Below are 12785 nucleotides of genomic sequence, written 5' to 3' on the forward strand. Positions count from 1 at the left end.
AATGCTTTTCGCATATAACAATGGTAATTTTGTTTACATAAATCAACAATGTGATGGCAACTAAAAAAATAGAAATCGTAGTATCTCCAAAACCTGCACACTTTGTAGGCGATGGATTCAGGGTTCACAATTTCATTCCGGGAGTACCTGGATTGGATATGAAAAGAATGGATCCGTTTATTATGCTGGATTACAATTCAAAATTTCATTTCAATGGATCAGACAGACCAAGAGGTGTGGGAGTACATCCACACAGAGGCTTTGAAACAGTAACTATAGCATATAGCGGAAAAGTAGAACACCATGACAGCGCTGGCGGCGGCGGTGTTATCGGAGAAGGTGATGTTCAGTGGATGACTGCCGCTAAAGGAGTTCTTCATAAAGAATATCATGAAACCGAATGGGCAAAAGAAGGAGGAATTTTTCAGATGGTTCAGCTTTGGGTGAATCTTCCTGCAAAGGATAAAATGAGCTGCCCAAAATACCAGGCTATAGAAAACTCCAAAATGGAAAGAGTGGATCTGGGTGAAAATGGCTTTGTGGAAGTAATTGCCGGAGAGTATGATGGTCACAAAGGACCTGCCAGTACTTTCACACCGGTTCATATGATGAATGCCAAACTTAAAGCTGGAGGAAAAGCAGAGTTTAATTTCCCGGCTCATTTCAATACGGCAGCTTTGGTGATTGAAGGAAGTATGATCATTAATGGAGAAGAAAACGTTAAATCGGATCATTTTGTATTATTTAAAAATGAAGGCGAAACATTCACCATTGAAGCCAAAGAAGATGCTGTTATTTTAATAATCAGCGGTGAACCTATCAACGAACCTATTTATCCTCACGGACCTTTTGTGATGAATTCCAGAGAAGAAATCATGCAGGCTTTCGAGGATTATAATACCGGAAAATTCGGATACCTGGAAGATTAAAAGATTTAAATTTATCTTAATCTTTGATTATTCCTTTTTTTATTAACTTTATATAATGGCAAACCTTATAGGTTTTATAAACCTATAAGGTTTACTTGTCTTAACACGCAATTTCCTGCATTTATAGGAAATGCAGCACCCTTAGTACAAATATTATGAAACCAGAATTTGAAAATATACCTCTTGTAAAAGCCGAAAAAAGATTTGAAATAGAATTCAACGGACATTTTGCATTTATTGATTACCGTGAAACCATGCATCAGATTTCTTTGATCCATACTGAAGCAGAACCGGAACTGGCCGGAACTGGCGCAGCGGCTGCGGTAGTAGAGAAAACTTTGAATTTTATTGAAGAAAGCGGAAAAAAACTTCTTCCCTTCTGTCCTTATGTTTTCGCTTTTATTAAGAAACATCCTGAATGGAAACGTATCGTAGATGAGAGATTTGAAGGCTATGACAAACTTTAAACCTTCATCAGTACTCATCAATTTATTTAAATAACATTTTAAAAAGTATCACATCATCATGTCAAATATTGGACTTATTATAGAAGAAAAAGCAGCAGATATCGGAAATTTCCTGGTAGGAAGACTTCTTCCTTTCCGTGAAAAAAGAGCAGTTGGCCCTTTTGTTTTTATTGACCACATGGGACCTTCAGAATTAAAAGATTATCAGAATCTTGATGTTCCTCCTCATCCGCATATCGGCTTATCTACATTGACTTATCTGCTGGAAGGCTCTATTTTCCACAGAGACAGTATTGGAAGTGCTATAGAAATAAAACCGGGTGCTGTCAACTGGATGACTGCCGGAAAAGGAGTTGTACATTCAGAAAGAACCCCTGAATATTTAAGACACAGTGATAAAAGACTTCACGGATTTCAGATTTGGGTGGGTCTTCCAAAACACCTTGAACAGTCTGAGCCTACTTTTCATCATATTGAAGCGGATGAAATTCCGGTGTGGGAAGAAGATGGTATTCAGTATAAATTAATTGCCGGTGAAGCATTCGGAAGAACGTCAGCAGTTCCGGTACACAGCAAGTTATTTTTCATTGAGATCAAAACAAAAGAAGCAAAGAAAATCAGCATCGGAAAAGATCTTTACGGGGAAGCAGCCATGTATGTTCTGGATGGAACGGTGACCACAGAAGGAAATTCTTATGGTTCAAAACAGCTGATGATTGCTAAAGATACCAAGCTTTGCGAATTTGAGATGAGTGAAAACGGAACGGTTTATCTTTTCGGTGGCGAGCCATTCGATGAAGAACGTTTTATTTTCTGGAATTTCGTGAACTCTGACAAGGAATTAATTGATCAGGCAAAGGTAAACTGGAATGACCAGAATCATGAAGCATTTCCTTTGGTTCCTGGTGACGAAAACGAATATGTTCCCCTACCTAAGGCTATTTTAAACAGAAAATAATTTCAGTCCAGTTTTATCAACCATGAAAATATTAGCATTTGCGGGAAGTACGTCTTCCACTTCTATCAACAGAGAGCTTGTAAAATTTGTTCTGAAAGATTTTCAGGATGAAGAAATCAATCTGATTGACCTCAACGATTTCACAATGCCTGTTTTTTCTGTAGATCTTGAAAAGAAGGGTTTTCCGGATGAAGCGCATCAGTTTTTAAAAGCAATTGAGGAATGTGATGTGATCATCTGCTCTCTTGCAGAACACAACCGTTCTTACAGTTCGGCCTTTAAAAATGTTTTTGACTGGTCATCGAGGATTAATGTAAAAGTATTTCAGAATAAACCCATGCTTCTGATGAGCACCTCTCCCGGAGGTTATGGAGGCGGAAATGTGATGAATACAGCAAAAACATTTTTCCCACAGTTTGCAGCAGATATCAAGGATACTTTTTCACTGCCCAAGTTTTATGAAAATTTTGATATGGAAAGCGGAGTCATCAATCCGGATATGCTGAATGATTTGAAAGATAAGATACAAAACTTTAAAAATCAGATAAAGTAAATGAACAAAGGAAGACTGGAGGCGTTCAGTGATGGTGTCCTTGCTATTATTATCACCATTATGGTACTTGAACTGAAAGTACCTGAAGGAAATAGCTGGGCCAGTGTCAAACCTCTTCTTCCTAAGTTTCTGGCTTATATTTTCAGTTTTATTTATGTAGGAATCTACTGGAACAACCACCATCATTTGTTTCAGACGGTAAAGAAAGTAAATGGCAGCATTCTCTGGGCCAACCTTCACCTTCTGTTCTGGCTTTCTCTGATGCCAATCGCTACAGAATGGATCGGGACGACAAATTTTGCAAAAAATCCCGTTGCAGTCTATGGTATAGGGCTTATTATGTCGGCCATTGCCTATACTATTCTGGAACATGTGATTATCCGTTGTGAAGGAGAAGATTCAAAACTGAAAGAAGCCATCCATTCGAAATATAAAGAGTATATCTCAATTGTATTTTATGTCCTGGGAATCGCTACTTCATTTTTTTATCCTTATATTGCCATAGGTTTTTATTATATCGTGGCTCTTATATGGCTGATTCCGGACAGAAGAATCGAAAAAACATTAAAAGAAAATTGATATGGAAACACACGAATATCCTAACGGAAACATTACTGTCATCTGGCAGCCTCAGAAATGCATCCACTCTGCCATATGTGTAAAAACACTTCCCAAAGTCTACAATCCTAAAGAAAGACCTTGGATAAAAGCAGAAAACGCAAGCCCCGAAGAACTAAAAAATCAGATCGACCTATGCCCATCAGGTGCATTAAGTTATAAATTCAATACAGCAAAATAATGGCGGTAACGGTAAAAGCAAGTTTAGGAAAAACAAAATATTATACAGAGGTAACAGCCGGCGAAAATACAATCATTACGGATGAACCGATTGATAAAGGCGGACAGAACAAAGGCCTGAATCCCATGGAAATTCTGGCTACATCATTGGCAAGTTGTACAGCAGCTACCTTAAGAATGTATATTGAAAGAAAGGAATGGGATGTGGAAAACATCAATGTAGAAGTAGAACTTGAAAATTTTCCATTAACAAAAAGAGCGGTCTTCAAAAGAGATATCAGCTTTGAAGGTATTCTGGATGATGAGCAGCGTAAAAGACTGCACACCATTGCAGATGCATGCCCTGTTCATAAAATATTAACCAACGACATAGAAATACTAACTAAATTCTCATAACATGATCGAAGTAAAACAAAACAACGACGAAAAACACGGAAGTTTTGAAGCTTTCATAGATGGAAGACGCGCAGGAATGATGACCTATACCTGGGCAGGAGAAGAAAGATTTATTATAGACCACACCGAGGTGGAAGAAGCTTACAACGGAAAAGGTGTAGGCAAGGAAATGCTTCTGGCAGCCGTAGATTTTGCCAGAAAAAATGACAAGAAGATTATTCCCCTCTGTCCTTTTGCTAAAGCAAGTTTTCAGAAAAGTGAGGAACTTCAGGATGTTTTGGTGAATTAATCACGGTATAACACCCTTACCATACAAACCTTTCAGAGCGATCTCTGAAAGGTTTTTTTATGCAGTTATTTTATTTTCAATACCAGATCTCTATTAACGTAAAGTTTATTTTGAATTATATTAAACTTTAAGCATGCAAAGAGTGAATCAATTAAAAATTGATTTGATGAAGCAAACTGTTACTATTAACTCAGAAAACAGTACCCAGCTTTAAGACAGAAGAGTAAAGTTACTTTTTACCCGTTGTCACTATAAAAAGATGAAAATATAGAGAATAATTTCTTTTATCAGCTTTATAGCTTCCAGCTCCTAGCTTCAAACCTTTCTGAAAATACAGGTTTTATCCCGAACTTAGATCAATTTCAAAAAAGTAATTGTTTAAAAATTGTGTCTGAACTAAATTCATGATTCACGACTGATCTTTTTTATATATTTGCTAAAATTTAAAAATCAAGAATGAATCCAGGAACTATCCTTTTGTTATTTGTTTTCGTCTATTTTATCGGTCTTTTGGTGATTTCTTATTTCACCAGCCGAAATTCTGATAACCAGTCTTTTTTTATCGGTAACAAAAAGAGTAAATGGTGGCTCGTAGCATTCGGGATGATAGGAACCAGCTTAAGTGGGGTTACTTTTATTTCCGTTCCGGGAACTGTCGGAAAGATGACCGGCTCCGAATATATTTACGGAGGTTTTGAATACTATATGATGGTGATCGGGTTCTTCATCGGATATTTCATTGTGGCAGCGATATTATTACCACTCTACTACAAGATGAATCTGACTTCTATTTATACCTACCTGGGAAAAAGATTCAATGTAGAGGCGCATAAAATCGGTTCTATCTTTTTTATTATTTCAAGAGCAATTGGAGCTACCGCAAGATTATACCTGGTAGTAAATGTTTTACAGATATTTTTACTTGAAGGATTGGGAGTTCCGTTCTGGGTAACTTCTCTTGTACTTCTGCTAATGGTACTTCTGTATACTTTTGAAGGCGGAGTAAAGACCATTGTTATTACAGATACGCTGCAAACTTCTTTTATGATCATCAGTCTTGTGGCTTGTATTGTTTATATTTTATCCAACCTGAATCTGTCGTTTGGAGAAGCCTATACGATTCTTGAACAGAAAAACTATACTCATTTCATCAATTTTGATCCGAATTCCAAAACCTTTTTCCTGAAAACCATTCTGGGCGGAATTTTCATTACCATTGCTATGACAGGATTGGATCAGGAAATGATGCAGAAAAACATCTCTGTGGATAATCTTCAGAATTCAAAGAAAAACATGCTGACTTTTGCAGGAACGCTTCTTATTGTGAACCTTGCCTTCTTATTCCTGGGAGGATTATTATACCTTTTTGCCCTACAGCATGGAGCAGAATATGGAACGATAAAAGCTGAAACAGTAACGAACATTTTTGGATTTAAAGATGCAGCAGGAAATATTAAAAATGTAATGGGAGACGATCTTTTCCCGGCTTTATCGCTTCAGGGATACTTCCCGATGGCTATTTCTGTTATTTTTATTATTGGATTGATTTCAGCCTTATTCCCTTCTGCAGACGGGGCTTTAACAGCTGTAACAAGTTCATATTGCGTAGATTTATTAAACCTCAATGAAGACAAAACCAAAACTGAGAAAGAGAAAAAACGTCTTCGTATGAAAGTGCATTTGATTTTCACCGTAGTTTTCTTCATCCTGATCATGGTTTTCAAAGCATTGAATGACAAATCTATTGTTTATCTGATCATGGAAATTGCAGGATATACTTACGGACCACTATTAGGACTTTTTGCTTTTGGAATTTTCACCAAGTTCCAGATCTCCAGAAAATACTCCATCCTTACGGTTACCCTTTTAGCACCTGTATTAACTTATTTAATCAATCTGGCTGTTACCACTTATACCGATTACAAAATCGGAGTAGAACTCATTGTTTTAAACGGATTACTAACCTTCATTGGTCTGTGGCTGGTAAAAAACAAACAACATTTAAGAGTTGTTTAAAATAACATACATTACAAAAAAGGCTGTCCTCAATTGAAGACAGCCTTTTTTTATTTAAATCAATGGAATAGATTATTCTTTAATCCACTTGATTGTTTTCTCCAGATTCTTAGATTTAACTTTAATCAGATAATCTCCCTGAACAAGGTGTGACAAGTCAAAAGTACCTGTTTTATCATGATTCAGTTTATTATCAGCCTGAGTGAACACTAATTTTCCGCTTACATCGTATACTGTAATATCATATACTTCATTTGAATTGGTAAATTTCACATTCAGAAGTCCTTTACTTGGATTAGGATATACCACAAATACATCTTTATTGGCAGCGGTTTCATTCACGCCCAATGTCTGGGTAATGGTAAAGTTGATTGGATTAATGTTGTAGAAAACATTTGTTTCTGCGGCAACCATAATTCTTGCCTGTGTAGTATTTACGTTAGGAATGGTAACGGCTTCAGAACCATCGTTCGGAGTGGAAGCCAGAATCAGCGTAGGATAAGTAAGTCCACCATCTGTAGAAAGATAAATATTTACAGTAGCAGCATTCACCGGAAATGCAGTTGTATTGGCTACATCCCAAGTTACTGTCTGAGTAGAATTACCTGCCCAGTTTACCGCTGTAGTAGGTGCAGTTACGTTAAAAGGTCCTGAATTTCCATCAACGGTAATAATTGCATCATCATTGGCTACTCCTGCACAACCTGCGTTATTATCTCTTACAGTCAATCTGAACTCCATTGTTCTTGCATAAGAAGGTCTAACTTCTCCTTTGGAAACAGTTCCATTGATTACATCTGTAAGTTTTGGAAAATATCTGTAAGGAACGGTTACAGGTACGTACGATCTGAACAGAGGTGCATTTAATGTTGGTGCATTCCAGTCACCCGCAGGTCCTACATCATTCTGTTCCCAGCTGTAAGTAAGAGGATTGTTATCTAAATCTGTAGCAGATCCTTCCAATCTGAACGGTGTACTTTTAGGAATGGTATAATCTCCTCCGGCATTGACTGTAGGAGCGAAATTGTTGCTGGGAAGTGTCACCTGACAAGTTGTTGACTGAACTTTTGTGGTGATAGACTGGTATGATTTGGTATGGAAAGTAGGGATACTGTTAGGGGCTAAGTTATTTACACTTCCGCAAATTCCTGCATACGCCATAATCGTAATTCCGCTTCCAGGTTCTACAGCGTTGGCTGCACTACGGTTTCCTCCACCACAGCTTCCTGTTGTTGCATTAAAAGTATGCGGACCTCCAAACTGATGTCCTACTTCATGGGCAACATAATCAATATCATAAGGATCTCCCACCGGGTTAGGTGAACCAGTGATTCCTCTTCCTTTATTGGAATTGTTACAGATTACTCCTAATCCGGCTAATCCGCCACCTCCGGTACTGAAGGTATGTCCGATATCATAATTGGCATTTCCTATCAGTAAGTCAATCTGAGTCTGGCTTTCGTTAATTAATGTTCCGGCACTATCATTTCCTGTAAAAGGATCTGTCGCAGCACTGGTAAAGATCACATTGGTTTCTGTACCTACTAATACCAATCTTGAAGCAACTTCCTGTTCATATACTCCATTTACTCTGTTTACAGAGGTTACAATGGCGGAAAGAGCCTGCGCTACTGTAGGTGTTGCAGAACCCGTTGCTGCAATTGCATACTGATGGGTACAAGCCACTGCGAATCTGAAAACCCTAATTTGAGTTCCTACGCTTGGAGCTACGGTTTTTTGTTCGCTTTTTTTTTCTAGTGGAGAATCCTGATCATCTTTCAGCCCACAAGTTCTTGGATTTTTATCAATTAAATCACTTTTTTTGTAAATGATATAATTGTTGACATCCTGTTTTGCATAAGGATCTATATAAGAATCGCCTGCTACTATAGATTTTATCTGCGCATGGAATCCTAACTCTGTAAAATCAAGTTTTAGGGTTGCATACTTGTCATCAATTCCCTGTCCTGTAAAAGTGACAATCTGGGGAAACTTGCTGGCTAATTCGGGAGCCATCACTGAAGATTTCCAGATTCTGAATTTTGCTTTCGTACCATCTGGCATTGGAAGAACAATAATCGGAGCATTTTCTTTGCGGTCACTGTCTTTCAGTTCCGGAACAGAATTGAAATAACTTTTCATTCCGGCCACATCCAAGGTGTAAGTAAGTGACTTTTCCGGTTGTACAGTTCTGTTTTTCGGATCTGCTTTGATGGACCTCTCACTGATTACCGTAAAAAAGTCCTGTGCTTTCCCGGAGGAAACGGATATAATAAATATCCCCAGATAAAATAATTGTTTAATTTTCATATATAATGGTATGTAATTTTATTTATTCAAACATTATAACCAAAAACAAGAAAAATAATTCGTTAAAGGTTTATAATTCATAATTATTTGAATTATAAAATTAGTTAAATTAATCTAATTATCACAAACTAAAATTCAAAAAAAAGCGGTGTTTAGTAGCAAAAAATCAATGATCCTGCTACCACAAAGCATTACCGTTAATAAATATTTTTTATTTTTTTGTATTTGCTTAAATAACTGATTTTATAGACTTTTGCATTTTAATTATCTTTGACATGAATGATATAAATTAATTTTAAAAATCATCGAAATAAAAAAAACAAAAATTAAAAAACTATGAAAAAAATTATCACGATTTTCACATTTCTATTGACTTTTAGTTTCATGAATGCTCAGGACAACTTTGAAGTCTCAACATTACGAATCGGTCCCTTTAAAGTTTTCATGCCTAAGGTTGAAGCCGAAAAAATAGCGGGAGTTAAGCTGATCAATTCCAACGGAGAGAAGAAAAATATAGTGAAATATAATGGGGAAGCCATCCAGATTGATCTTTTTGATAATTACATTAATGAAGCCAATCCAAGTGTCCCTTCCATCACCTATATGACAACAACGAGTAAAAAATTCAAAACCAAAAGCGGAATCGGGGTAGGAAGTACCAGAGATGATCTGATTAATGCGTATAGAAATTATACTAACTTCAGTGTACGCCCGGATTGGGATTCCAATGGCAAACCTATTAAAGATACCGGTTATTTTAATCTTGAAGACAGCCAGGCAGGAACATTATTAAGTTTTAAATTTGTTAATAATATCGTGACGGAAATCTCCGTTTACCTCAACGAAGGCTGTTAAAAGCAGAAAAATATTCAATTCAATCAAAATCCGGGTTTTTATATCCGGATTTTTGCATTTCCATAAGCCGGTAAAAAATTGTAAATTCGCATGCAAATAAATCAGATATAATGAGTAAAAGTATCGAAGAGTTAAAAACTCTTACTACGCAGATCAGAAGAGACATTTTAAGAATGGTTCACGCTGTAAATTCAGGACACCCTGGTGGTAGCTTAGGGTGCACAGAGTTCTTTACAGCCCTTTACGGAAAGGTAATGAACTATAAACTTCCTTTTACAATGGAAGGTAAAAATGAGGATCATTTTTATCTATCAAACGGACACATTTCTCCGGTATTCTACTCTACTTTAGCAAGATTTGGTTTCTTCCCTGTAGAAGAACTAAGTACTTTCAGAAAATTAGATTCAAGATTACAGGGACACCCAACAACTCATGAAGGACTTCCGGGAATCAGAATCGCTTCAGGTTCTCTTGGACAAGGACTTTCTGTAGCACTTGGAGTGGCTCAGGGTAAAAAATTGGATGGTGATCAATCTCTTGTTTACTCTCTTCACGGAGATGGTGAGCTTCAGGAAGGTCAGATCTGGGAAGCATTGATGTATGCAGCTGCCAAAAAAGTAGATAATATCATCTCTACTATCGACTATAATGGTCGTCAAATTGATGGTGATACAGATGATGTATTAAGTTTAGGAAATCTTCATGCTAAATTGGAAGCATTCGGATGGATTGTTTTGGAAGAAAAAAATGGTAATGATCTTGAAGCTGTGATTGCAATCCTTGAGAAAGCAAAAACAGAAACTGGAAAAGGAAAACCGGTAGCAATTCTTCTTCATACAGAAATGGGTTACGGCGTTGATTATATGATGGGATCTCATGCTTGGCATGGTAAAGCTCCTAATGATGAGCAGTTGGAAACAGCAATCAAGCAATTATACCTGGAAGCTCCGGCTGACTACTAATATCTTAACATCTCGATTAATAAAATAAAAATGAAATATACATATACAGAAAAAAAGGACACGCGTTCAGGATTCGGAGCAGGATTAGCTGAACTGGCTGACAAAAATCCTAATGTAGTAGCACTTTGCGCAGACCTTATCGGTTCTTTGAAGATGGAGAAATTCATTGAGAAAGCTCCTGAAAGATTCTTTCAGATTGGTATTGCAGAAGCAAACATGATGGGAATTGCAGCTGGTCTTAGCATTACAGGAAAAATTCCTTTTACAGGAACTTTCGCTAACTTCTCTACTTCAAGAGTATATGACCAGATCCGTCAGTCTATCGCCTATTCTAACAAAAATGTAAAAATCTGTGCTTCTCACGCAGGTCTTACTTTAGGAGAAGATGGAGCGACTCACCAGGTTCTTGAAGATATCGGTATGATGAAAATGCTTCCTGGAATGACCGTGATCAACACTTGTGACTACAACCAGACTAAAGCTGCTACCTTAGCGATTGCAGATTTTGAAGGTCCTGTATATTTAAGATTCGGAAGACCGGTAGTTCCTGTTTTCATTCCGGAAGATATGCCTTTCGAAATCGGAAAAGGAATTATGCTTCAGGAAGGTACTGATGTAACGATTGTTGCAACAGGACACCTTGTATGGGAATCTCTTGTAGCTGCTGATGAGCTTGAGAAAGAAGGTATTTCTTGTGAGGTTATCAACATTCACACGATTAAGCCTCTTGATGAAGAGATCATTTTAAAATCTGTTGAAAAAACAGGTAAGATTGTAACAGCTGAAGAGCACAACTACCTTGGTGGTTTAGGAGAATCTGTTGCAGGTATGTTGGCAAGAAAAAGACCTACAAGACAGGAATTTGTGGCGGTAAATGATACTTTCGGAGAGTCTGCAACACCAGCAGAATTGATGAAGAAGTATAAAATTGACGCTGCTGCTGTAAAAGAAGCTGTAAAGAGAATTTTAGCTTAATAGTTTAAAATAAACTATTTTATATAGACAAAACCCGGCGGTTTCTTCGAAACCGCCGGGTTTTTTGTTATTGTGTATCAACCACCCCGGCAAAAATTCTTTGAATTTTTGCCCCCCCTCCTCTGGAGGGGAATGGTTATACCTCCATTCTTCATCGTATTAGTTTTTACCCTGCTTTTCGATATTTATTTTATTGTTCTTCCTGATTCAAGGGAATTCCTACGGCAATGAGAACAGGACATAAAACTTCTTTTATATATTCGTCCTCTCTTCTTTCTGAAGCTTTTGAACCAGAAAAATAATTGCTGATTCTGTAATTTTTCACAAACTGATTTCTCTTTTTCCCGATGGAATAATAATATCCGCCTCTTTCATCATTCACAAAATAGGTCATTTCATCAAAGTTCATGAGCTTTTTGGAAAGTAACAGTTTTCTGTAAATACACTTTTCCGATTTATCAAAAATATATTTCACAGGAATTCTGAAAAAGAGGTCAAATAGAAAGTAGATCATATAAACAACCCATAATCCCATGGTAATTTTGAACTGATCTCCGGACATTTTATCTATAAAATAATAGATGATCACAGGAAGTGCAATGACTCCCAATGCCAGCCACCATACCAAAGTGCGCAGGAAACTGTAATTGGGCATAAAGCTGATTTCACTTCCGTTTTCTTCAAACTTATAGCGGTCTCTGATGTCCATTTTCAGGATGATTAATGTTCAAAATATCCTCTGTTTCATTGACCATTTTCTGTATTCCTTTCTGGGTAAGCGCCTGGCCTATTGTAAGCTGTTTTTCTTTACCATCTACTTCAAAATAAACAGACAGCATTACATTGGTGGTAATAAATCCCATATATTTTGTTGCCACCACATGGAAATTTCTGAAATTCTCAATCGGATATGTTCTTGCCGGAACAAAAATCGTATGTTTTCCGGTAATCGTTTTACGATCCATATCGATGATAAATTTCTTGGTAAAGAAGTTGACTACAATAAGTGCTACTACCGCCATAATAATATAGCTCCCGGTTCTTACACTATTAAAAATGAGTCCTGCAATGACCAGAAAAATAATGCAGAGCACTGCAATAAACACTGGTTGATTTTTAAAAATATATTGGTTTCCTTCTTGTTTATAAAATTGATAGTTGTTCATAATAAATGTAATTGTTCTTTATATTTTGGTTGGGAGTTGAGTCTAATGCTATAAAAAGCATTTATAGAGATTGTAATGTATAAGAGGCTTCTGAGACAATTATTTTATCGG

General features: G+C 36.9%; 15 protein-coding genes. 12 read left to right on the plus strand and 3 right to left on the minus strand.

What is annotated here, in order from left to right:
- Positions 1-53: 53 nt before the first annotated feature.
- The 9 genes from ACMA47_RS11630 (at position 54) to ACMA47_RS11670 (ending at position 6406) form a co-directional block, all read left to right on the plus strand.
- A complete protein-coding gene (locus ACMA47_RS11630; RefSeq protein ID WP_413929913.1) occupies positions 54-929 on the plus strand; it encodes a pirin family protein in 876 nt (291 codons plus the stop codon).
- A 155-nt stretch (positions 930-1084) separates the two neighbouring features.
- The gene (locus tag ACMA47_RS11635) at positions 1085-1396 is read left to right on the plus strand and encodes a GNAT family N-acetyltransferase (RefSeq protein ID WP_330745394.1); all 312 of its coding nucleotides are present in this window, start codon (positions 1085-1087) and stop codon (positions 1394-1396) included.
- 58 nt (positions 1397-1454) lie between these two features.
- On the plus strand, positions 1455-2354 hold the full coding sequence (locus tag ACMA47_RS11640; RefSeq protein WP_413929914.1) for a pirin family protein: 900 nt from the start codon (positions 1455-1457) through the stop codon (positions 2352-2354).
- Positions 2355-2376: 22 nt separating this feature from the next.
- A complete protein-coding gene (locus ACMA47_RS11645) occupies positions 2377-2907 on the plus strand; it encodes an NADPH-dependent FMN reductase (protein ID WP_413929915.1) in 531 nt (176 codons plus the stop codon).
- The gene (locus tag ACMA47_RS11650) at positions 2908-3486 is read left to right on the plus strand and encodes a TMEM175 family protein (protein ID WP_062675413.1); all 579 of its coding nucleotides are present in this window, start codon (positions 2908-2910) and stop codon (positions 3484-3486) included.
- Between the two features lies 1 nt (position 3487).
- Positions 3488-3706 (plus strand): (4Fe-4S)-binding protein, encoded by a 219-nt coding sequence (locus ACMA47_RS11655; protein ID WP_413929916.1) that lies wholly within the window; start codon positions 3488-3490, stop codon positions 3704-3706.
- On the plus strand, positions 3706-4101 hold the full coding sequence (locus tag ACMA47_RS11660) for an OsmC family protein (RefSeq protein WP_034697005.1): 396 nt from the start codon (positions 3706-3708) through the stop codon (positions 4099-4101). Before ACMA47_RS11655 ends, ACMA47_RS11660 begins: the two co-directional genes overlap by 1 nt.
- Before the next feature lies 1 nt (position 4102).
- Positions 4103-4390, plus strand: coding sequence for a GNAT family N-acetyltransferase (locus tag ACMA47_RS11665; protein ID WP_171006298.1), 288 nt, complete (start codon positions 4103-4105; stop codon positions 4388-4390).
- Between the two features lie 456 nt (positions 4391-4846).
- Positions 4847-6406, plus strand: coding sequence for a sodium:solute symporter (locus ACMA47_RS11670; RefSeq protein ID WP_413929917.1), 1560 nt, complete (start codon positions 4847-4849; stop codon positions 6404-6406).
- 72 nt (positions 6407-6478) lie between these two features.
- On the opposite strand, the gene ACMA47_RS11675 is transcribed toward ACMA47_RS11670, so the two are convergent.
- Entirely contained in the window at positions 6479-8716 is a 2238-nt protein-coding gene (locus ACMA47_RS11675; RefSeq protein WP_413929918.1) for a reprolysin-like metallopeptidase, read from the minus strand.
- Positions 8717-9052: 336 nt separating this feature from the next.
- Between ACMA47_RS11675 and ACMA47_RS11680 the strand changes: the two genes are divergently transcribed.
- The 3 genes from ACMA47_RS11680 to ACMA47_RS11690 all read left to right on the plus strand — a co-directional run bounded on the left by ACMA47_RS11680 (position 9053) and on the right by ACMA47_RS11690 (position 11508).
- On the plus strand, positions 9053-9571 hold the full coding sequence (locus ACMA47_RS11680; protein WP_413929919.1) for a hypothetical protein: 519 nt from the start codon (positions 9053-9055) through the stop codon (positions 9569-9571).
- A 77-nt stretch (positions 9572-9648) separates the two neighbouring features.
- Positions 9649-10533, plus strand: coding sequence for a transketolase (locus ACMA47_RS11685; protein WP_367399310.1), 885 nt, complete (start codon positions 9649-9651; stop codon positions 10531-10533).
- Between the two features lie 30 nt (positions 10534-10563).
- A complete protein-coding gene (locus tag ACMA47_RS11690) occupies positions 10564-11508 on the plus strand; it encodes a transketolase family protein (RefSeq protein WP_034697001.1) in 945 nt (314 codons plus the stop codon).
- 190 nt (positions 11509-11698) lie between these two features.
- Here the strand turns inward: ACMA47_RS11690 and ACMA47_RS11695 are convergent, their stop codons facing one another.
- On the minus strand, positions 11699-12217 hold the full coding sequence (locus ACMA47_RS11695; protein ID WP_413929920.1) for a hypothetical protein: 519 nt from the start codon (positions 12215-12217) through the stop codon (positions 11699-11701).
- On the minus strand, positions 12195-12674 hold the full coding sequence (locus ACMA47_RS11700; RefSeq protein WP_051934414.1) for a hypothetical protein: 480 nt from the start codon (positions 12672-12674) through the stop codon (positions 12195-12197). Before ACMA47_RS11700 ends, ACMA47_RS11695 begins: the two co-directional genes overlap by 23 nt.
- Positions 12675-12785 lie beyond the last annotated feature (111 nt).

The organism is Chryseobacterium sp. T20, assembly GCF_047345655.1.
In the GTDB taxonomy this organism is placed as follows: Bacteria; Bacteroidota; Bacteroidia; order Flavobacteriales; family Weeksellaceae; genus Chryseobacterium.